Genomic DNA, 21128 nt, shown 5'->3' with positions numbered 1-21128 from the left:
AGGTCAAAAAGAGTGGAGTTGGGAGTTGGGTGTGGATCGTGTGGGGTGGCGTGGTAATTGCTGTCGTGTTGGTCGTGGTTGTGTATCGTGTACGTCTAATGGTTTGAATAAAAATACTTTGTCGCGATAAATATAAAATGAGAAATATGTCGTACATTTGTATCGAAGTATGACTAAATAGGATTGATTATGAATTTTAGAATGGTGTTTGTTTGGGGAATTATTGCCTCGTTGTTTTTATTGGCGGGATGCGTTGATAAGGATTTGTCGAAAAAAGAGGCTCCTGAAGGTTCCGGTGATTATTTTGATTTCCGTACGGCAAATAAATTGACGGCAGAGGTGAAGTATGATGTACCGAAAGGGTACGAGGTGTTTTTTGAGGCCTACGCGGAGTATCCCGTGGATACGATAAATGGGAGGACGGTGAAAAAAGAAAATCTGAAACCGTTATTCAGAGGGTTCACGGATGAAAATGGCGAGTATTCGGAGACGGTTCAAGTACCGACTTACGTGAATGAGATTTATTTATATTCGGCGAGTATAGCCGTGCCTATGGTGAAGACGTTGGAGGTTTCAAGAGGAAGAAGTATGGTATCCCGGGCAGGAGAGGACGGGTACGTGCATTCGACTTATCCGGTAGGCATGAAGGTGATAGATGGTATGACTTGGAATGATAAAGGTGTTCCTTCCAATCTGGGCGGAAAAAAAGATATTTCGGTAGACGGTTTAATCATGTTGAATGCGACGTTGAAGATGGATGATTCAAACGTGAGTGATTATATCGTGAAAAATAGTGAGGCGAACTTGAACGTGATAAAGGATGGGGCAACGGTGGATGTCGTGGTTATCAATAATTCCGGGAATACCCGTACGAATACGGTCGGATATTATTATTACTCGACAAACAACCCGCCACAGACAGCGGAAGAAGTGCAGAGAATTATCCTTTTCCCGAATGCAACATTCCCCGAAAAAGGTGGTTTGCAGTTGGGAGATAACGTGCGGCTTAAATATTGGGATGAGGTAAAGCAGGAGTGGAGTGAAACTTTCCCAGCGGGAGTGACGATCGGGTGGTTTATTCTGGCGGGAGGATACGACGCTAATAATCATACGGTAGTGGATGTTGCACGCGGACGTTCTATTGGGTTCTCGAATACAAGTTTGAATACAGAACAACGCAGCCACACGATTATCGTGCGTGATCCCAATACAAAAGTGCGTTACGTGGGACTTGAGGATCAGAATTTTAATTCATCACCCGTGTATCGTGATTTTATTTTTTCCATTGACGCGGATGATGACCACGTGGAATATAATGACGGAAGTATGCCGGACGGTAAGGATATGACGGATACAGATAATGATGGAGTCCCGGATGTGGATGATGAATTCCCGAATGACGGGAGCGTGGTATATTCCATGACTTACGAGGGAACTTTGGCTTATGAAGATATTTGGCCGTATCAAGGCGATTATGATATGAATGATATGGTGGTTGAATATCGTATAAAGCATTTTTTGAATAAAGGTAATTTGTTGGTTCGGGTAGAGGACTCGTGGACAGTGAAAAATGTCGGGGCACAATTGCAGAGTGGTTTCGGGTATCAGTACGGGTTTAGAAAGTATAAAGTTGGTAGTATGAGTGTTGAAACCACTTACCCGGGGCAATCTCATTTCGCTAAGGACGCAAAAGGACTTGAGAGTGCACAACCGAATGATGCCACGATTATTTTATTTGACAGTGCTTTGGATGTGATAAATGCCCCGGAGGATCAGAGAACGTTCACGGTAAAGATGACATTGAATGTGCCCACGAAGACGAATGAACTGGAGTTACCTCCTTATAATCCTTTTATTATCGTGAATACGAACGAGGGACGGGGGCACGAAGTGCATTTGCCGAATTACAAACCGACCGATTTGATGGACACGAAATTGTTGCATTACGGGCATGATTTGTCTGATCCGGAGAAAGGAATTTATTTTGTTTCGGATAATAATTTCCCTTTCGCGATACATATTATTAACGAATCGTTAGATTTGAAGAGTAAAGACGAGGGAAAGAGAATTGATGTGATTTACCCGCAATTTTCGAAATGGGCGTCATCGTTCGGGGAAGAAAATAAAGAGTGGTACAAACATAAAAAATGATTGTTTTGAGTATATCGAGGGAGTCGACTGTTTTTACAGTCGGCTTCTTTGTTATATCACTTTAATGCTTTGTCCGAGGGCGGTGATGATTTCGCCTTTCGTTATTTTTGCCCGTTTACGGGATTCCGGTTCTCCGTTGCGAGTGACTTCTCCGTTTTCGACAAGAATCTTTGCCATCGCACCGCTTTCGGCTACGCGGGTGGCTTTCAGTAATTTTATTAATTCAATGTATTCGGTGTCTATTTCAAAGGTTATCATGGCGTATAGATTTTGGGTACAAAGGTAACCAATTTTTATTGCATACCGTAAAGTAGAAACAACTTGAGGAGGCGAATGTTATTTTTGTGCCTTTAATTTTAAAAATAACTATCTTTTATTTTATAGAAGAATAGTAGAGTAATAATGTAAAGTAGATTGTATGAAGAAATTAGTCGTATTGGTAATGACTTGTATGTTGAGCCTGTCGGTTTTTGCCGAGGGATATCAAGTAAATTTGTTGAGCACGAAACAGACCGGAATGGGACACGTGGGCGTCGGGATGAAGTTGGGGGCAGAGAGTATGCATTTCAATCCGGCAGGGTTGGTGTTCTTGAAAACAAATATGGATTTTTCACTTGGAATTTCAGCCGTGATGGCAAAAGCGAAATATAGTAATGCGGGATATTCCGCTAAAACGGATAACCCGGTGAGTACGCCATTATACGCTTACGCGGGATTTAAGATATATGATAATCTGGCAGCGGGTATCAGTTTGACGACTCCTTACGGGAGTTCCTTGAAATGGCCGAAGCATTGGGAAGGTGCGTCGTTGATTCAGGATATTAGTTTAAAGTCCTATGTAATACAACCCACGCTTTCATATAAGATCACGGATAAGTTGAGTATCGGTGTCGGTTTGCAATTGGCTTGGGGTAACGTGAATCTTTCCCGCGGATTAATGAGTGTGAAGGATTTTCAAGGCTTGGGGAATACGATGGAAGAAAAATTAGGTTCGCTTTTGCCTCATCTTCCTATTTCCGAAACAGAAAAGGAGGCTATACAAAATATTATAGGTTTAATGAAAAATACGACTGTACCACCGGCTTATGCTCGTTTAGAGGGGAACGCCCATATGAGGGTAGGCTTTAACGTGGGTATCATGTATGATATTTGTGATAAGGTGACAGTAGGGTTGTCTTATCGTTCAAAGATTAAGATGCGGGTAAAAGAGGGAGATGCTGAATTAACCTATTCCAACCGGAATATTGAAAATATGTTCGGACAGATGGAGTTGTTACTTTCCAAGTATGGTGAGATGTTGGCAGGAGCGGGTGTTGATATACCCAATATTTCGATCCCGAAATATGATCAAGGTTCTTTTCATGCGGAATTGCCTTTACCTTCCAACACTACACTCGGTGTAAGTTATCGTCCCACGGATCGTTGGGAGTTAGCGTTGGATCTGCAATTGGTAGGTTGGAACGCGTATGATTCTTTAAATGTTTATTTTAACGAGGCTGAATTAGGAATTAAACCGATCAAGGCGGAAAAAAATTACAAAACGACGATGACCTATCGAATTGGAGCGAGCTATAAAGCAACAGAGCGATTGGATCTTCGAGCAGGAATTTATTATGACCAAAGTCCGATTCGTAAAAACTTTTACAATCCGGAAACTCCCGGAATGAATAAATTGGGTTTTTCCGCCGGGTTGACTTTTGAACCATATAAGAATTTGCAAATAGATTTGGCATTTTTGTATATACAAGGTTTCAGTAAGAACGCGAAATATTCCTATGAAAATGTGGTTACGCCGGGGGTAATAGATACGTTTGGTGGAAAGTATAAATCCACGGCATTTACTCCTTCCATTGGATTGGCTTACCGGTTTTAATAAGTTATAAAGTTCATAAGGTTTATAAATCTTATGAACTTTATAAACCAAAATATAACGCAACGTTTCTTAGCATCTATTCGTACAACTGTGAAAATAAGTTGTAATTATGGATGCAATTAGTAATATCCCGGATCAGGGAACAAAGAAACGGGTTGTGATCGTGGGTGGAGGTTTCGGAGGGTTGAAATTGGCTCGTAAATTGAATGATCGTGATTTTCAAGTGGTGTTGTTGGATAAAAACAATTATCATCTTTTTCAGCCTTTATTGTACCAAGTGGCTACTTCGGGGATAGAGCCCAGTGCGATTTCTTTTCCTTTCCGGAAGATATTCAAGTATCGTCATGATTTCCACATTCGGATGTGCACGGTAGAGAAAGTGGTTTCGGAAAAGAATTGTATAGAAACATCAATAGGTAAGATTTCTTATGATTATCTGGTGATAGCCACGGGTGCAGGTACAAATTTCTTTGGTGACTCTACTTTGGCGGATCGGACGATGCAGTTGAAAACAACGTCGGATGCTTTGTTCAATCGTAACCGGGTGATCGAGAGTTTCGAGAAAGCATTGAATAGTGCGGATGATGATACTCGTAAACGGTGGTTGACATTCGTTATTGTCGGGGGTGGGGCTACCGGTATCGAGCTTGCCGGGGCGTTGGCGGAGATGAAAAAGTTTATGCTCCCGAAAGACTACCCGGAATTGGATTGGGATGAGATGAGGATTCTTTTGGTAGATGGGGGTGAGCGTTTGTTGAACGCTTTTTCGGAAAAGTCCTCGTTGGAGGTTGCCCGTAGTCTGTCAAGTATGCACGTGGAGATTTTGTTGAAAAAGTTGGTAAAGGAGTATGACGGGGAGAAGTTGACCTTTGTTGACGGGCAGCAGATCGTGACAAATAATGTCTTTTGGGTAGCCGGGGTAAAGGCGAATAGTTTGCCGGGACTGCCGCGAGAAGCTTACGGGCGGGGAAATCGATTGCTCGTGGATGAGTTTAACCGGGTAAAGGGAATGGCTGATGTGTTCGCGTTGGGCGATACGGCATTGATGATTACCACGGATTATCCCAACGGGCACCCTCAAGTGGTGCAACCCTCGATACAGCAAGCCGGTTTACTGGCAAATAATTTACGAAGTATGATCAAGGGCAAACCCCTTCGTCCTTTTAAATACAAGAATAAAGGTTCTATGGCTACAATCGGGAGAAACGATGCCGTGGCGGAATTATCCAAGGTGCGTTTCCGGGGATTCTTCGCTTGGCTGTTGTGGTTGTTGGTTCACTTGATGAGTATCGTTGGGGTGAAGAACCGTCTTTTTATTCTGATCAACTGGATGTGGAGTTACGTTACTTACGATCAGTCTTTGAGGATTCTGGTAAAACCGGAAATAAAGAAAAGCGACCCGTTCTGAGTCGCTTTTTCTTGTAAGTTATTCTCCCTTGGGAGCAGTCCCAGTGGCCACACTTTTACTGCGTTCAACGGATTGTAAAGCCAAATAGTTAGCCCCGAATTTCTCAAGGTTGTCCAATTCTGTTTCGTATTGGTCTTGATGAACTTCTTCCTCGGCTACCAAAGCTTCAAATAATTTCTTTGATACGGCATCAGCGTTTTCAGCGCATTCTTTTGCCCAAGCGTTATAATCGTTCACGCTGCCGACTTCCATGGCGGTAGCGAGTTCCAGCATCTCTTTGGGTTCGTGGATTTTCTTCACGTCGCCGGAAACTTTCATTTCAACTTCCCCTTTCAAGAACAGGATACGCTCGGCAAGTTGCTCCACGTGCATCATTTCTTGAATGGCGGTACGTTTGAAAAGACCGGATAATAAGTCATACCCCATATCATCGCAACGGAAATGGAAATACATGTACTGGTGTACAGCAAGCAATTCATCGCCTACCGCCCTGTTTAGTAGTTCGATACTTTTTTCTTTTTTACTCATGATAGTCAAAATTGTTAGTTATTTTTATTGTTTGCCAAATTATAAAAAAAATGTGATACATCCTAAATTTTGGCTTAGAATAAAAAAAGCGTACATTTGTTTAAGTATAAAATGATGATTATGAATAATTCTTCCCCGGTGTTGTTAGTGACACCTCCGTTCACGCAATTGAACACGCCATATCCCTCGATGATGTACTTGAAAGGTTTCCTGAACACGAGGGGAATCCCGACCGCACAGGTTGATTTGAGTCTGGAGGTTATTTTGGGTATATTTTCTTCCCGGGGATTGACGGAACTTTTCGAGAAGGCGGGGGAACAGTCTTTATCAAACAATGGAAAGCGGATTTATGCTTTGAGGAAAGAGTATACCCGCACGATTGATGCGGTGATTGCTTTTTTACAAGGGAAGAACCGCACGTTGGCTTATTCGATATGTGAAGAAAGTTTTTTGCCGAGAGCGGGGAGATTCGGGCAGACGGAGGATATGGAATGGGCATTCGGGATGATGGGGATGGAAGATAAAGCCCGCTATCTGGCGACGCTATATCTGGAAGACTTGTCGGATTTCTTGAAAGAATCCGTGGACGGGAATTTCGGATTCAGCCGTTATGCTGAGCATTTGGGACGTTCGGCTTCATCGTTTGATGAGTTGGCTGCCGAGCTGGCAAAGCCGTTGAGTTTCACGGATAGATATCTCACGGGATTGCTGACCGAGAAAATGGAGGCTTATCACCCGGATATCGTGGCGGTGACTATTCCTTTTCCGGGGAATTTGTACAGTGCTTTGCGATGCGGGGAATGGATTAAAAAGCATTATCCCGGGGTGACGGTTGCCATGGGAGGCGGTTTTGCCAACACGGAATTGCGTTCGCTGACAGATGCCCGTTTCTTCGCGTATACCGATTATTTATTGTTGGATGACGGGGAGTTGCCGATTTCACGTTTGATTGAACACGTGCGGGGAGGGTTGGACGAGAGCGGGTTGGTGCGTACGTTTATGTTACAGGACGGGAGTGTGGTGTATCACGACGATGTTGCGGCGGCGATTATTCCTCAAAGGGAAGTCGGGATTCCCGATTATTCGGGGTTGTTCCTCGATCGGTATATTTCCGTGATCGAGATAATTAACCCGATGCATAAGTTATGGAGTGACGGGAGATGGAATAAATTGACATTGGCTCACGGGTGTTATTGGGGAAAGTGTAGCTTTTGCGACGGTACGTTGGACTATATCCGACGCTACGAACCGAACGAGGTGAAAACTATCGTGGACAGGATGGAGAGAATGACGGAACAGACGGGGGAGGGCGGTTTTCATTTCGTGGACGAGGCGGCACCTCCTATGTTGTTGCGGGAAATGGCATTGGAGATATTGAGGCGGCGTTTGACTGTCGTGTGGTGGGGGAATATCCGTTTCGAGCGGGCTTTCACGGCGGATTTATGCAGGTTATTGAAGGCATCGGGCTGTATCGCCGTGTCGGGCGGGGTCGAAGTGGCATCCGAACGGGTGTTGGCATTGATCAATAAAGGTGTGACATTGCCTCAATTGATACGGACGACGGATCATTTTACACGAGCCGGAATTATGGTGCATACTTATTTGATGTACGGTTTCCCCTCGGAGACCGCGAGAGAAACGGTCGATTCGCTGGAAGTCGTGCGGCAGATGTTTGAGCGTGGGTTGATTCAATCCGGTTTCTGGCATCGTTTTGCCATGACGGCGCATAGCCCGGTCGGACAGGCACCGGGGCTTTTCGGTACACGGGTGACGGGACCGCCTTTCGGTGGGTTTGCCCGCAATGATGTGGCTTTCGAGGATTTGGAGGGAGGTGATCATGAACGGTTGGGTGACGGTTTGAGTCATTCTTTATATAATTATATGCGAGGCGTGGGGTTTGATTTACCCTTGCAGAAATGGTTTGATTTTAAAATTCCTGTTTCAAGTGTATCGCCTCGTTTCGTGGAACAGCAAATGGAGGCGAGCGAATCTGTGGAGAATTTATATCCTCGGCGTTTGTATTGGATCGGGGGAGAGGTCGAGTTCGGTGCGGAGATCGTGAAAAAGGGGAAAATCGTGTTGACGCTCCATGATACTACGCGGGATATTCATTTGAAGATAAAGAAAGAAACTGCCGTTTTTCTGCATGATATCTTTTCCCGGATAAGCGCGGATGTTGGAGAGCCTTATTTGCTGAAAGATTTTTGTCTGGATTACGAAACGGCTATTCACGAGGATTTCCTGTCGTTTTGGTATGGTAAGGAAATGCAAGTGCTTCGGGAATACGGGTTGCTTTTGCTTTAAAACGGACAACTACCGCCATGTAGGGATAGTGCCGGTAAAATTTAGCTATTTATAGGGATTTCACGGGGTTGTGGAAGGGGGTATCTTTGTCATGAACAAAAAAGAAAGATGAAGATGAAAACGATAGGAATATTTTATGGCTCCACGACCGGGGCAACAGAAGGAGTCGCGGAAGCGATTGCTTCCCGCTTGGGTACAACAAACGTGTTTAACGTGGGTAACACGAAAGTGGACGAAGTGGATAAATATGATGTTTTGTTGTTGGGTAGTTCAACTTGGGGAATCGGTGAGTTGCAGGATGATTGGGGTGTTTTTCTCGATAAGTTGAAAGGTAAGAATTTGTCCGGCAAGATGGTTGCGATATTCGGTTGCGGGGACGGTATGTCGTTTGGTGGTTCTTTCTGTGATGCAATCGGTATCATTTACAATGAACTTCAAGGGACAGGATGTGAGTTTATCGGTAGCGTGGATGCTGACGGGTATAGTTATGATGATTCTGTCGCGTGCGTGGACGGTCGTTTCGTGGGATTACCGTTGGACGAGGCGAACGAGTCCGAGTTGACAGATAAAAGAATAGATACTTGGGTTAGTAATTTAAAACAAGTGATTTGTTGAGTCTAGTTGTTGTTGTTGAATTAGAGGGCTGATTTCCACGGCCCTCTTTTTGTTTGGAATTATTGAAGTTGGGGTGTCAATTTATAGATTGATTATTTTCCCTCTCTCCCCGATATATTCATACAATGCTTTGTAGAAAGCGTGGCGGGTGAGGGTTGGGGCATCGCCGAGTATGATAAGTTTCATGCGGGCCCGGGTGATAGCGACATTCATGCGACGCAGGTCATTGAGAAACCCGATGTTGCCGTCTTCGTTGGCACGGACGAGGCTGATGAGAATGACATCCCGTTCTTGACCTTGGAAACCGTCGACGGTGTGAATGGTAATAAGGCGTTTCAAGGGATGAAAGAAGCGGTTGTGCTTGATGAGTTGGCGGATGTATTGCACTTGCACCCGGTATGGAGAGATTAGTCCGAAGTCAATTCTTTCGTCTAAAACTCGTTCTATCCCGATTTTCTCGATATACTCTTGTAATTGTTGTACCAATAATTCTGCCTCCGGCTTGTTGATGCGCCCGAAGGTTTCGTTTACGCGGTCTTCCGAAAGTTCGAGTCGTGCCGTGTCGAACCACTCGACGGGGGTGTCGAACTCGAGGATATTGCGGTGGCTCACCTCGGGAGCGGCTTGCAGGCGTCCCCGGTAGAACCATTTTGACGGGAAATGCATGATGTCCTCGTGCATCCGGTATTGGATTTCGAGCATGGAAACAGTTTCCGGTTTCCGTCGGGAAATTTTTTGTATCAAAGTCCGGTCTAATCCGCCTCGTGCCGCCTCGATACATTTGATCGTGGGCGGGAGTTGGTAATGATCTCCGGCAAATACGACTCGGTTGGCTTTGGTGATAGCTATCCAGCAAGCGGCTTCGAGGGCTTGTGCCGCCTCGTCGATAAAAAGGGTGGAAAATGTTTTCCCGTTCAATATCTTGTTTGCGGAACCTACTAGAGTGCAGGCTATCACGCGGGCTTCCCCGAAGAGTTGGGCGTCGATTTTGATTTCCAGTTCAATGGCTTGATCACGCAGGCGATTTAAGCGGGAGCGTTCCGATTCTTTTTTGTTTCCTTTCAAGCGTTTGACTCGAGCTATTGCTTCCCGTATGGCACTTCGGACGGAGCGTAACGTCGGGTAGGAGGGGTGTGATTCGAACCGGCGTTCGTACGTGAACGCGAGCATTTTGTCGTTTACCCGTGTCGGGTTACCGATTCGCATGACGTTTACCCCCCGGTCTACTAACTTCTCGGCTATCCAGTCTACTGCCGTGTTGCTTTGGGCGCATACCAGTACTTGGTTTTCCCGACGCAGTGTTTCGTACACGGCTTCTACTAGGGTTGTCGTTTTGCCCGTTCCGGGGGGACCGTGTACGACGGCAACTTCCTTGGCACGGAGTACCCGATTGACCGCTTTTTCCTGCGAAGGGTTCAGCCACATGAGGCGTGTCGGGAGAATTTCTCGTTGTTGCGGGGTGATGCCGCCGAGAAGTACTTCCCGCAAGTGTGCCAAACGGTTGTTCTTTGCTTCCATGACTTCGGTCAACGCGGCAAACATGGTCTTGTATGAAGTACCGTCGAAATACAATTGAACGCCCAATTTGCGGGCGTTTTGTACGTCCAGCAAGGCATCGGGATGAGGCAACGCGACCAGCATCGTGTTCTCGTGCACGTAGCTGATAGTTGCCGAGAAATTGAAATAGCGTAATTGCCCGGCATCGTCAAACTTGAAAAAGCAAACCGGACGACCGTATTCGAAATTGTGTTCCGTTTCGTCATTCTCGTCACGATTGATCTCAACGACCAACTGGTTTAACGAGTTGTAGTAGCTTCGTCTGGGGGCTACCGGGTACCAACACACGCCTTGCCGGATACGTTTCGGTATTCCGGCTCGTTGGGTTTGTTGATAAAACATCTCCTTCTCGCATTCGTATTCCTGTTGCAATAACTTGTATTGCCGGAGTAAGTCGACGAGCGGGGAGTCTATCTGTTCGGAAGCCATGTGTAGGAGCTTACCATGTTAATATTTCTATTCCCGTTTCGGTGATCAAGACGGTATTTTCCCATTGGGCGGACGGTTGTTCGTCTTCGGTAATGACTGTCCAATCGTTCTCCTCGTCTATGAATATATCCGCTTTTCCCATGTTAATCATGGGTTCAATGGTAAAAATCATGCCGGGTACGAGGAGCATTCCCGTGCCTTTGCGTCCCACGTGTTCCACTTCGGGTATCTCGTGGAATTTCAGTCCTACCCCGTGCCCGCAAAATTCCCGTACCACGGTATAACCGTTGTTTTCGGCGTGGGCTTGGATGACGGCACCGATGTCACCGAGGAATCCCCATGGTTTGGTAGCCTCGATTCCTCTTTCAAGACATTCTTTCGTGACTTGCACTAGGCGCTGTTTGGCTTCCGAAACGTTGCCAATCATGAACATACGGGAGGCGTCGGAAAAGTAACCGTTATAGATGGTGGAAACATCGACGTTGATAATATCCCCGTCGCGCAGAATTACGTCTTTGCTCGGGATGCCGTGGCAAACTTCCTCGTTGATCGAGGTGCACACGCTTTTGGGAAATCCCTCGTAATTCAACGGTGCCGGGATAGCCCCGTGTGCCACGGTGAAATCGTAGACCAGCGTGTTGATGTCTTCGGTGGACATTCCCTCGTGGATATGTGCCGCCACGTGGTCAAGCACGGCGGTATTGATCTTGGCACTCTCCCGGATACCTTCTATCTGTTCTGCATTTTTAATGATTTTCCGGGGAGGAACGACGTGTCCCTGACGACGATAGTATTTCAGTTTTTCCTCGATTTCCGGGGAAAGTTTTTGTTCGTTCTTGTTAAATAGCATATTGCTTTCTCCTTTTTGTAATTGCACGCTAAGGTAGTGATTTTAAGGATAGGTTATTCTATTTCGCGAATAGATAATTACCAAGGCGGTCGACGGAAACATTCAATTCTTTTAAGTCTTTGATAAACAGATCGTGTCCGGAACGCAGATTGTCCCAGAAGTCAAGCAAGTCGGGATACGCTTTGTAGGTTTCCCTGTATCGCACCACGTTCTTGTCCGAGAATTTGAAAGGGAATATATAGACGGGGATATTCTTTTGCCCGTTCTGACGTGCCTGCACGGCGTACAGGTATATCTCTTTAATATGATTATCGGTCATCGGGAGACATCCGATCGTGACACAATTGCCGTGAATGCAAATACTTCCCCCGAGGTTTGATGCTTTGCTCTTCAGTCTGTCCGACCGGTTCGGGTAGTTTATCATCAGTGAAAGGTGGTAATTGCTGGCAGGGTTGAAATGGCTGATGTGATAGAAGCCTTCCGGTACTTGGAGATCACCTTGGCGGCGTTTAGGGCCTAAGCGACCGGAGCGGGCGCAGATGCGATAGGTCGTGATTTTCTTGTACACGGAGTCTTTAGGTGCTTTAGCGTAGACCGTCAAGCTCTCTTCCTGTTTATAAGCCGTGATAAGGATATGTATATTGTCAAACGATAACCCTGCATCTTGTAATCGTTGTCTTAACAAAGTTTCTTTTTCTTGGTAAGCATTCCGCACGCGGGGATATTTTTTTTGTTGCTTCACGAAATCCGGTTCGTTTTCCATAAACATGCATAATGAGATGAGAAGGAGCATTTTCATAGTCTTTTCTTTTCGTGTCGTGTACAAAGTTCTGAAAAAATACGAGAAGATGCAAATAAAAAAAAGATGCCCCGGAGAATCCGGAGCACCTTGCCTGTGTGTGTTGTGTGTATATGAGTGTGTGAATTTGAAGTTACTCGTTAATCATCACTACCAAGTATTTGGTTTGTTTCCAGAATGCACTCGGGTTGCTGATTTTCAAGGTTTGCATACCGTCGTTTCCCTCTTCCACGGCGTATGAATCGCTTGGGTGAACGGAAAGGATTTTTGCTTTCTTGGAGTTCAACGCTATCGTGGTCAACTCGCGCATATCACCGTCCACGAATGCAGCGTTTTGTGCTTGGGTGGATACGATTGGCGGGCAAAAGATTCCTTGCCGTGTGATCACGTTGGCATCTCTCAGGTTTTTTCTGGAACCTAACAAGTAGTGAACGGTGTTCATCGTTTGATCCTGTTGAGAGATCGTTTCTTTTTGAGAGGTTGATTCTTGTTGCAGGTTCTCCACGTTTTGATTCAATTCTGCAATTTGTTTCGTTTTGATACCCAGTTCTTTCTCTCTTGCGGCGAGAACTTGGTTGAGTTCGTTGAGTTTTTGGTCGCGGATAGCCAATTCTTCGTTCAGTCCGGCGATCAATTTCTTGAATTGTGCCGATTGGCTTTTGTTGGATTTTTCCAACTTGGCTATTTGAGTCTTGTAACCTTCAATAGCGTCTGCCAAGGCTTGCACGTCATTCTTTAAAGCGGTGATTTGTGCTTTGCTCTTGTTACTCTTGCTGTCGCTTTGTGCTTCAACAGCAAGAATATGTTCCGCTTCTCGGATAGATTGCATTCCGGCTGAAATGTCATTCAGATCGGTCAGTAATTTCTCCATTTCATCGCCTTGAGTGTTGCTGATGGCTTGTAGTGAATCAATTTTCGCTAACGCTGATTTATATTTTTGTGAACTTTCCACGCAACTGCCCAGAAAAGCGATAGAAAACAGACTAATCGTTAAAAAGATAAACGTTCTCATAGTTTTTTTGTTTTTGATGTTTTATTCTATGTCTTAAATAAAACAACTGGTATGCCATTGTATTTTATTATATTTAAATGACTGATATACAGCGAATGTGTCGATTCGTGATATTGTGGAATATGGGGAATTAATTGCCTCACGTGTGGAATTTCTCCCCAGTATTGGCGTGGAATCATGTGGATAGTCCGGATTTTTTTGTGTAGATTTGTTTTTGGAGAAACCGATATATAGACCAACCGATGTATAAAGAATATCAGCCTCATGAAATATTGGCACCCTATATAGATAAGTATTGGGTGATGGAGGGTACGTTAGAGCCGGAGGAGCGCATTAAAATTTTGCCGGACGGGTGTACTGATTTTATATTTAATCTGGATGAGTCGGCTAACTTGGCAGATCAAAACGGGATGAAGATAGGAGGTATGCAGGCTTATTTTGTCGGTCCCATGCGGGCGTATTCCGAATTGCAGGTTTGTTCCGAGATGATACACTTGATCGGGGTGAGGTTTACTCCCTGTGGGTTGACCGTTTTCACGAAGATTCCCATGAGTGAGTTTACCGATCAGCGGGTGTTTCTACCGGATTTGGATGTTTTGTTTAACGCTGGTTTTGCTGCAATTTTGAGGGAGAAGAACACCTTGAAGGAACGTTTGCTGATAATCGAGAGATATTTGTTGTTTTGTTTACGTTATTCCGGGGAGGTGGATAAGCAGGTGGTGCGGGCGGTCGGGTTGATGCATCAAGCGGATGGAAAAATTCCCGTGCGGGAACTCATGGAGCAAGTTTGTTTGTGTCAACGGCATTTTGAACGTCGTTTTAAGCACGCGACCGGGTATACCCCGAAAGAATATACCCGTATCGTGAGATTTCGCCGCACCATGGATGTGTTGCGTCAAGTAACTCGTGACAATCTTTTCTCCGTGGCGATAGATTGTGGTTATTATGATCAGTCGCATCTGGTAAAAGAATTCAAGCGATTGTCCGGAAGTCCGCCTTCCGTGTTTGCCTCTTTGCCGAAAGGTATTCCGATTACATATTTAGACGGGTAAAAGTCGATTTTTTACAAGAGATTAGAGTGTTCCCTCTCTTATATTTGCAAGTATAATTTTTAAATGTATTGAAAATGGAAGAATTAAAACGTAAGGCGGAATTATTGTTGGAACAGTGTGATAGCGTGGTGCTGGCATCCGTGGACGAGAATGGTTATCCCCGTCCGGTACCCATGTCCAAGGTGAAAAACGAGGGAATTACCACGATCTGGTTCTCGACGGGAACCTATTCCGAGAAAACAAAACATTTTGAGGTGAACCCGAAAGCGGGAGTGTGTTTCCAGAAGGAAATCAATAGTGTCGTGCTGACCGGAGATATCGAGGTTGTTACCGACAAGGCGGAGAAAGACGCGTTATGGCAGGATTGGTTTATCCAGCATTTCCCCGGCGGAAAGGATGACCCCACTTATTGCGTGTTGAAGTTTACGGCAAAGCGGGCTACTTATTGGCTTGATTTTAAGTTCGAACACGCTGAACTGTAGACAAACTAAACGAATTGGAGGGTAAAAGGCATCATTTCCCACGGGTGCCTTTTATTTATAAAAGGTATAAAATACATTTGATTGAGAATAGAATTTTTGGAAAATCTGTTTATAATCAATGCTTTACTATGCTGATAGGAGTTTCATAGAAGTGTGATGGGTGTATGATAGAAGTATCACCCAACCAACTTCTTGTATGAGTGAAAGTTCCTTTTAGCTTGTAGTATGAATGGTGAGGGTTTTCCTATTTATTTCTAAAGAATCCGGCTATCGTTTGTAATTTAGCAATCCGGGAAAAGTCCGTCTTGTTTTTGGTGGTTATTTTTGCGTTGAAATACAAAAAACTATGGAACAAAAGTTATCGACAAAGGAGGAATACGTGAAACGGATCAACGTGATCGTGGAGTATATCAACAATCATTTGGGTGAGAATATCGACTTGGGTATCTTGTCTGAGATGTCCGGTTTTTCACCTTGGCATTTCCACCGGATCGTGCGGGCTTTTTTGGGTGAACCGATCGGGGCTTTCATCACGAGGATGCGTGTCGAGACTGCAGCTCGATTATTGCGCTACTCCGAATTACCCGTACAGGATATTGCTTTCCGGGTGGGGTATGACGTTCCCTCGTCGTTATCAAAGAGTTTCAGACTGTTTTATGGTATTTCACCGAATCAATACCGTAAAAATAAAAATTACACGATTATGAAACCTATTGAATTAAGACCGGATTTACCGTTGGAAATAGAGGAAAAAGTGCTGGCTCCCCAGCAAGTGATTTACGTGCGACTGGTGGGAGCGTATGTTAATCTGGATTATTGCGCCGCGTGGCAACGTTTGTGGAATCACGTGCGGGAGGAGAATCTTTTTGCGCCGGAAATCGGGCATCTTTGTATATATCACGATGATCCGAAAGTGACGGAACCGGATAAGTTACGTACGGATGTATGCTTGGCGTTGCCTCGTGTCGGGAAACCGAAAGGAGAAGTCGGGGTGAAAGAGGTCGCCGGTGGAAAGTATGCCATATTCCGTTACCGGGGACCGTACTCGAATCTTCATGCTGTTTATGACACTATCTATCTGAAATGGATACCCGAAAGGGGATACAAACTAGGGAATACTCCCGGTTTCGAGAAGTATTTGAATCATCCGGATCACGTGAAACCGGAGGATTTGGTGACAGAGGTTTATATCCCGGTGGAATAGGGGTGCGTTGATGAGTTTGGAGCAGCTGATATCTGTCAATGTCAGCTGTTTTTCTCTAGTTTTTCGATGTTGAATAGAACAACAATCAGGAATATGATCTTTTTCATGGTACCATTTTTTAGTTGAATAGTGTAAAGGTTTGAGAAAAATGGTACAAAATCAATTTTTTAGTCGTGAATTTATTCATAAGGAGTGATTTTTGTAGGAGGGAATGTGTATTTTCGTGAAATGATTATGACATGATGAAAGTAAAAAAGAGTGAAATCCCAGCCGATAGTCTTACCGTGAAATATTTTCCAGCGGATTATAAAGATTCGTTCCGTGTGATATCGAGTGAAAACATTTCAATTGCACCCGATGATTTGATGGTTCGTTTTTGGACGGATATGCCGGAGTGGGTGAATGTTCTTTTCAAGTTGCGTAATTTCCTCGTGAGATTTGTTGGGTTGAAAGGGGCGGAAGGAGATAGTCTTGAAGAGTTCAAACGTTGTATACGTAATGGCGGAAAGTATCATTTTATTGAAATGCTGGCAAAGGATGAACGGGAAACCGTGATGTTGATGAAAGATAAGCATCTGGAAGCGTATATCTCGGTTCGGGTAGGTGACAGCAAGAGCGTTTACGTGAATACTCTCGTGAAGTATAATAACCGGTTGGGGAAAGTTTATTTCTTTGTGATTCGTCCTTTTCACGGACTCGTCGTCCGGTCTTCGTTGAAAAGGGCTATTAAAAGTGCGCGGAGTGAAATGAATTGATTGATAATCTTACGCTTTCGTGGTGTGCGGTATTATTGACTATGATAGAAAAAATAGCAAATTCATAAAAATAATTCGACAAATGTTTTGTGATAAACAAATGTTTATCTATATTTGTAGTGTAAAAGTTTCTTTGAATGTTTTCAGACCAAGAGCTAAAGGCTCGAATAGAACATGAGATGAGAAATCTCAAGTTCTATGCTCTTTACTGGGATATCTTGTTGAAAGATATGTCAGAAGGAGAACTGGAGAGAGCGATTGACTTTCATTTAGATCGTTTGATTGTTTTACTTCGGTTGAAAGGTTAAAAACAGGACACCCTTTTGGGGTGTCCCAAAGAAACTTTACAATTTAAAATGTTTAAGATATGGCAAATTACGAAAAATTGAACAATGAATTGGAGCAGATGAAAGCGAAGTTTATGGTTCTTTCTTCCGGGGAAGAGGAACGTGAGTTTCGTGAAGAGATGGAGGCATTTGTTGCTTCGAAGTCAACAGGAGATCGTAAGGTTCTCGCCAAAGCATTTATTGATGGTGCTGCTAAAGCCTGTGAGCAGGCAGAGAAAGTGTATGACGACACGTTACGTGCCTATTTGGATGGGATATATGAATCTATTTCATGGTCTTATGTTGCCCGACATTATTTTGGTAAAAGTCGCTCGTGGTTAAGTCAGCGTATAAATGGTCTGAAGATTAGGAATAAAGAAGTGCAGTTTACTGCAGATGAAAAAAAGATATTATTGAATGCGTTACTCGATTTGAGTAATAATATTAAACGTACGGCTCTGGTCATAGAGCATCTCTGAAACTTTTACAACTTTAGAGGGAAACCCGCCATGAGAATGGCGGGATTTTTGTGTAAAAAATGGAGTAAATTTAGAGACAAATTGCAATAGGTTCCGGTTCTTTTCTTATCTATGCACTACCAACAACATTAAATCAAAGTATTCATGCAAAGAAGTATTCTTATAATATAGAGGCAGCGTACGGGTGCAAACCGCGAGACTTATCAATTTTGGTTGATGTTGCTGGTAGCGACTGCCTCTCTTTTTTTTAATTCTTAAAACTTTTAGTTATGCCAACAACGAAAGTCGAATCCGCGTCTACAGTGGCGGAAATCCCAACTCTTCAGGCCTGACCCCGTGTAAAGTTGTGGGGGGGGAGGAAACGATCTCGTCAATTCGTGTTTTTTCGTTATTTGTCATTTTTTTTTGCTCTCTCGCATCAGTTGTAAGTATGCAAAGAAATATATGTAATATTATCTTGTCCCGTTCTTGTCCCGGCTGTAAAATGGGGAAGCGGTTTAATAAATTGTTTTTCAATTTACTAAACCGCTTTCTGTCGGGATGACAGGATTTGAACCTGCGACAACACGCCCCCCAGCTGTAGAAAGATAAATTGTATTAAGTCGTATTTAGTTGTAAATCTGTATTTTGTGTTTGTGTTGATTCGCTTTAATAAGACCTTTGTTAGTATTAAGTTGGATGAAATGTTTAATGAATGTTTAATCGAACTTTTATTGTTTGGGAATATTGGCATCGCTGTAAAAAGACAAAATTTTGTAACATGGAAAAAGTAAATAAATTTTGACTTTTTTGAAGTGTGTAAAATAGGGTATAATTCTTTGTGTAAAGAGATGTTTGTGTGTTATTGAATTGATTATTAGATGTTTTAATCTATATTTTTATGGAGAAAAGTCTAGGTTTTTCATTGTTGTTTGTTTGCAAACAAATACTTTTACAGGTGTAACAACTTATTTGTAACTTTTGTCGTAAAGAAAATAAATAGTGCGAATGCTAATACAATAAATAATATGGCAACATTTAAATTTTTGCTCTACAAGAGTAACGTGAAGCGTGATGGTTTGTATCCTGTTTGTCTACGGATTACAAAAAATAGAAAATTGAAATATATATCGTTGGATATGTATGCAAGGGAAGACCAATGGAACGAGGAAGCTGCACGCTATAAAAAGGATAAACGTGCAACTCCTAACTATGAAAAATATAACGCTTTACTTACTCACTACGAGGAAAGGAAAGATAGCTTGTTACGAAAATTTACGGAAGGTCGGGTTGATTGGACTTTAAACCAGTTTGAAGAACAATTTTTAGGTGTATCCAAAAGAGGTAAAGTGTATGATTATTTCCTAAAGCATATCGGGATTTTGAAAGAAACGAATCATATAGGTAACGCAAAAGCTTATGAACGAACTCTCCACGTGTTGGGGAAATATGATAAAAAAATTAACGAGCGATTGTTTCAAGAAATTGATTTAAAGTATGTAAACGCTTTCAATGTTGCCTTGGAAAAAGATAGATGTTGTGGTAATACACGAAAATATTACTTGAAAACCCTACGAGCCTTACTGAACAAGGCAATAAAGGATAATGAAGCTTCTCGAACAACCTATCCTTTTGGTAACGGGGGATTTGAAATAAGTAGTTTGGAGGAAGAAACACGCAAGAGGTATTTATTGTCGGAAGATTTGACGCTTGCAAAAAATTCTTACCAAGAAGACTACACGATGGAATACACCCGACGATTGTTTTTGTTCTCCTATTATTGCTTTGGTATTAGTTTTATAGATATGGCAACATTGACAACCCAGAATATAGAAAAATTGGAAACAGGGGAACATATTGTTTATAAACGGCAGAAAATAAAAAATCAAAGAGGTGTAAAGACAATAAAGATTCCTATAACGGAAACAATAAGAGAGATTTTAGATTGGTTTAAAGTAAACACGCCTCTTGTGGGAAATTATCTTGTACCCGTGATAACAAAAGATTATCGTGGAGAACAGTTATATAACCATATACGTTCAAGATACGTTCGCTATAATAAGAATTTGAAAAAGTTAGGTAAAACATTGGGTATTGAACGTCTTCCTTTAACCAGTTACGTGAGTAGGCATACTATGGCTATGACACTACAAAACCAGAGTGTATCCCGGGAAGTAATTAGTCAAGTATTGGGGCACACTAATCTTGAAACAACAAACGTGTATCTTGATAGTTTTGAAACAAGTGTGGTTGATAAAGTAGCAGAATTATTATAATAACATAAATAAATGGATACTGATTTTAGTATGCCCTTGAGCGATGTTATCAAAATATTACTCAAGGGGGAAGAACGAGAATTACACGAGAGAGATTTACTAGGTTACGTAGAAAATCTGGCACGTGGGGGTAAAGAAGCGCTTCAACAAGCGTTGAAAGAGGTTGAAACAGCCATTACGGGGTGGAATGACTCCTACTTTATTTCAACCTATGAAAAACGGGTGGATGAATTTAACCGGGGCAAATTGAATCGTGACCCCGAGTACTTGGACGACTTGTTTTTCAAGGAAGAATTATTAATAAAAGAGGGTAAAACAGGGTTGACGGTGGATTACTTGTACAAGGCAATAGAAAGACTCGGTTTTATTGACGGGAATCATCAAGACGCAATAACTAGCGCTTGGGCGTTAGATGATTTCGAGTTTTTAAAAACTCAATGGGAAGATTTGGCACTAGGTCAAATTAGAGCGTTACGGGCAGCAATTAGAGATGCCCTTAAGGTGGTGTCACCTAAACGGTGTAACGAGGTACAGGACGCTAATAGACCTCAAAAAAGGGTAATAGAATGCCCCGAGGTGTTTGGGGTGGACGTGTGTTGTGAAATTACAGGCTACAAAAAGAACACGGTTTATAAATTAACCGCTAGGGGTGATATGCCGTGTTGCCGTTCTGGTAATAATGGACGCAAACTTGTGTTCCGTCGTGAGGATATATTTGCATGGATGACAACCCGGCGGCAAGAAACCAATGACGAGTTTATAAAGCAAATGGACGGGCAATTGGCGGCTCGAAAATAAATTAACTATAATAACCAACGAATGTATACGGGGTTTGTATACAAATAAAATTGACCGTTATGTATGATACTATATGGCTAGAGCTAGATAAAGAATATTTTGGTGATGAGTTTAAATGTAGTAATGTCCTACGTAAAATAGAGCAAACTTGTGAATTTACTAGAATGGTTGGTGGGTGCGGGTATTACGAGGGGTTAAGGATATCTGTAACAGAGAATAGGGTTAGGTGTATAGGGAGTTTTCATAAGTTT

19 protein-coding genes are annotated in these 21128 nt (G+C 43.1%); 13 read left to right on the top strand and 6 right to left on the bottom strand.

Features of this window, described 5'->3' with window-relative positions:
* The first annotated feature begins 189 nt into the window (after positions 1–189).
* Positions 190–2151: an LruC domain-containing protein gene (locus CS948_RS19380; protein ID WP_099293808.1), complete on the top strand. Its 1962-nt coding sequence runs from the start codon at positions 190–192 to the stop codon at positions 2149–2151.
* A 51-nt stretch (positions 2152–2202) separates the two neighbouring features.
* On the opposite strand, the gene CS948_RS19375 is transcribed toward CS948_RS19380, so the two are convergent.
* Positions 2203–2409, bottom strand: a complete 207-nt coding sequence (locus CS948_RS19375) for an RNA-binding S4 domain-containing protein (RefSeq protein WP_099293806.1) — start codon at positions 2407–2409, stop codon at positions 2203–2205.
* Positions 2410–2569: 160 nt separating this feature from the next.
* Between CS948_RS19375 and CS948_RS19370 the strand changes: the two genes are divergently transcribed.
* Positions 2570–4024: an OmpP1/FadL family transporter gene (locus tag CS948_RS19370; RefSeq protein ID WP_099293804.1), complete on the top strand. Its 1455-nt coding sequence runs from the start codon at positions 2570–2572 to the stop codon at positions 4022–4024.
* Positions 4025–4133: 109 nt separating this feature from the next.
* On the top strand, positions 4134–5432 hold the full coding sequence (locus tag CS948_RS19365) for an NAD(P)/FAD-dependent oxidoreductase (RefSeq protein WP_176555137.1): 1299 nt from the start codon (positions 4134–4136) through the stop codon (positions 5430–5432).
* An 18-nt stretch (positions 5433–5450) separates the two neighbouring features.
* Here the strand turns inward: CS948_RS19365 and CS948_RS19360 are convergent, their stop codons facing one another.
* Complete coding sequence (locus tag CS948_RS19360; RefSeq protein WP_099293800.1) at positions 5451–5960, bottom strand: bacterioferritin; 510 nt, start codon at positions 5958–5960, stop codon at positions 5451–5453.
* A gap of 120 nt (positions 5961–6080) precedes the next feature.
* Here CS948_RS19360 and CS948_RS19355 point away from each other — a divergent pair, with 120 nt between their 5' ends.
* On the top strand, positions 6081–8264 hold the full coding sequence (locus CS948_RS19355; protein ID WP_176555136.1) for a radical SAM protein: 2184 nt from the start codon (positions 6081–6083) through the stop codon (positions 8262–8264).
* 114 nt (positions 8265–8378) lie between these two features.
* Complete coding sequence (gene fldA, locus CS948_RS19350; RefSeq protein ID WP_099294709.1) at positions 8379–8879, top strand: flavodoxin FldA; 501 nt, start codon at positions 8379–8381, stop codon at positions 8877–8879.
* 81 nt (positions 8880–8960) lie between these two features.
* On the opposite strand, the gene CS948_RS19345 is transcribed toward fldA, so the two are convergent.
* From CS948_RS19345 to CS948_RS19330, 4 genes are all read right to left on the bottom strand, one after another.
* Positions 8961–10865, bottom strand: a complete 1905-nt coding sequence (locus CS948_RS19345) for an AAA domain-containing protein (protein ID WP_099293796.1) — start codon at positions 10863–10865, stop codon at positions 8961–8963.
* Positions 10866–10875: 10 nt separating this feature from the next.
* Positions 10876–11715, bottom strand: a complete 840-nt coding sequence (gene map / locus CS948_RS19340; RefSeq protein WP_099294707.1) for a type I methionyl aminopeptidase — start codon at positions 11713–11715, stop codon at positions 10876–10878.
* Between the two features lie 58 nt (positions 11716–11773).
* Positions 11774–12478 carry a murein L,D-transpeptidase family protein gene (locus tag CS948_RS19335; RefSeq protein ID WP_218014309.1) on the bottom strand — a complete coding sequence of 235 codons (705 nt, stop codon included), beginning with the start codon at positions 12476–12478 and terminating at the stop codon, positions 11774–11776.
* 169 nt (positions 12479–12647) lie between these two features.
* Positions 12648–13526 carry a hypothetical protein gene (locus CS948_RS19330; RefSeq protein ID WP_099293794.1) on the bottom strand — a complete coding sequence of 293 codons (879 nt, stop codon included), beginning with the start codon at positions 13524–13526 and terminating at the stop codon, positions 12648–12650.
* Positions 13527–13768: 242 nt separating this feature from the next.
* On the opposite strand from CS948_RS19330, the gene CS948_RS19325 reads away from it, so the two are divergent.
* The 8 genes from CS948_RS19325 to CS948_RS19290 all read left to right on the top strand — a co-directional run bounded on the left by CS948_RS19325 (position 13769) and on the right by CS948_RS19290 (position 20877).
* Positions 13769–14578: an AraC family transcriptional regulator gene (locus tag CS948_RS19325; RefSeq protein WP_099293793.1), complete on the top strand. Its 810-nt coding sequence runs from the start codon at positions 13769–13771 to the stop codon at positions 14576–14578.
* A gap of 74 nt (positions 14579–14652) precedes the next feature.
* On the top strand, positions 14653–15060 hold the full coding sequence (locus tag CS948_RS19320) for a pyridoxamine 5'-phosphate oxidase family protein (protein ID WP_099293792.1): 408 nt from the start codon (positions 14653–14655) through the stop codon (positions 15058–15060).
* 346 nt (positions 15061–15406) lie between these two features.
* A complete protein-coding gene (locus CS948_RS19315) occupies positions 15407–16264 on the top strand; it encodes a GyrI-like domain-containing protein (protein ID WP_099293791.1) in 858 nt (285 codons plus the stop codon).
* 239 nt (positions 16265–16503) lie between these two features.
* Positions 16504–17019, top strand: coding sequence for a DUF2867 domain-containing protein (locus CS948_RS19310; RefSeq protein ID WP_099293790.1), 516 nt, complete (start codon positions 16504–16506; stop codon positions 17017–17019).
* 179 nt (positions 17020–17198) lie between these two features.
* A complete protein-coding gene (locus CS948_RS21925) occupies positions 17199–17327 on the top strand; it encodes a hypothetical protein (RefSeq protein ID WP_255302084.1) in 129 nt (42 codons plus the stop codon).
* A 59-nt stretch (positions 17328–17386) separates the two neighbouring features.
* Positions 17387–17824 carry a DUF5053 domain-containing protein gene (locus tag CS948_RS19300; RefSeq protein ID WP_099293789.1) on the top strand — a complete coding sequence of 146 codons (438 nt, stop codon included), beginning with the start codon at positions 17387–17389 and terminating at the stop codon, positions 17822–17824.
* A gap of 1007 nt (positions 17825–18831) precedes the next feature.
* Positions 18832–20079, top strand: coding sequence for a site-specific integrase (locus CS948_RS19295; protein ID WP_099293788.1), 1248 nt, complete (start codon positions 18832–18834; stop codon positions 20077–20079).
* A 12-nt stretch (positions 20080–20091) separates the two neighbouring features.
* A complete protein-coding gene (locus tag CS948_RS19290; RefSeq protein WP_255302083.1) occupies positions 20092–20877 on the top strand; it encodes an AlpA family transcriptional regulator in 786 nt (261 codons plus the stop codon).
* Positions 20878–21128 lie beyond the last annotated feature (251 nt).

It is taken from the genome of Butyricimonas sp. Marseille-P3923 (assembly GCF_900184685.1).
GTDB lineage: Bacteria > Bacteroidota > Bacteroidia > Bacteroidales > Marinifilaceae > Butyricimonas > Butyricimonas muris.
This window is presented reverse-complemented; position numbering and strand designations above follow the sequence as displayed.

Coding starts and splice junctions, on each gene's coding strand:
- CS948_RS19380 (WP_099293808.1), top strand. CDS start 190: ATGAATTTTAGAATGGTGTTTGTTTGGGGAATTATTGCCTCGTTGTTT.
- CS948_RS19375 (WP_099293806.1), bottom strand. CDS start 2,409: ATGATAACCTTTGAAATAGACACCGAATACATTGAATTAATAAAATTA.
- CS948_RS19370 (WP_099293804.1), top strand. CDS start 2,570: ATGAAGAAATTAGTCGTATTGGTAATGACTTGTATGTTGAGCCTGTCG.
- CS948_RS19365 (WP_176555137.1), top strand. CDS start 4,134: ATGGATGCAATTAGTAATATCCCGGATCAGGGAACAAAGAAACGGGTT.
- CS948_RS19360 (WP_099293800.1), bottom strand. CDS start 5,960: ATGAGTAAAAAAGAAAAAAGTATCGAACTACTAAACAGGGCGGTAGGC.
- CS948_RS19355 (WP_176555136.1), top strand. CDS start 6,081: ATGAATAATTCTTCCCCGGTGTTGTTAGTGACACCTCCGTTCACGCAA.
- fldA (WP_099294709.1), top strand. CDS start 8,379: ATGAAAACGATAGGAATATTTTATGGCTCCACGACCGGGGCAACAGAA.
- CS948_RS19345 (WP_099293796.1), bottom strand. CDS start 10,865: ATGGCTTCCGAACAGATAGACTCCCCGCTCGTCGACTTACTCCGGCAA.
- map (WP_099294707.1), bottom strand. CDS start 11,715: ATGCTATTTAACAAGAACGAACAAAAACTTTCCCCGGAAATCGAGGAA.
- CS948_RS19335 (WP_218014309.1), bottom strand. CDS start 12,478: ATGGAAAACGAACCGGATTTCGTGAAGCAACAAAAAAAATATCCCCGC.
- CS948_RS19330 (WP_099293794.1), bottom strand. CDS start 13,526: ATGAGAACGTTTATCTTTTTAACGATTAGTCTGTTTTCTATCGCTTTT.
- CS948_RS19325 (WP_099293793.1), top strand. CDS start 13,769: ATGTATAAAGAATATCAGCCTCATGAAATATTGGCACCCTATATAGAT.
- CS948_RS19320 (WP_099293792.1), top strand. CDS start 14,653: ATGGAAGAATTAAAACGTAAGGCGGAATTATTGTTGGAACAGTGTGAT.
- CS948_RS19315 (WP_099293791.1), top strand. CDS start 15,407: ATGGAACAAAAGTTATCGACAAAGGAGGAATACGTGAAACGGATCAAC.
- CS948_RS19310 (WP_099293790.1), top strand. CDS start 16,504: ATGATGAAAGTAAAAAAGAGTGAAATCCCAGCCGATAGTCTTACCGTG.
- CS948_RS21925 (WP_255302084.1), top strand. CDS start 17,199: ATGAGAAATCTCAAGTTCTATGCTCTTTACTGGGATATCTTGTTGAAA.
- CS948_RS19300 (WP_099293789.1), top strand. CDS start 17,387: ATGGCAAATTACGAAAAATTGAACAATGAATTGGAGCAGATGAAAGCG.
- CS948_RS19295 (WP_099293788.1), top strand. CDS start 18,832: ATGGCAACATTTAAATTTTTGCTCTACAAGAGTAACGTGAAGCGTGAT.
- CS948_RS19290 (WP_255302083.1), top strand. CDS start 20,092: ATGGATACTGATTTTAGTATGCCCTTGAGCGATGTTATCAAAATATTA.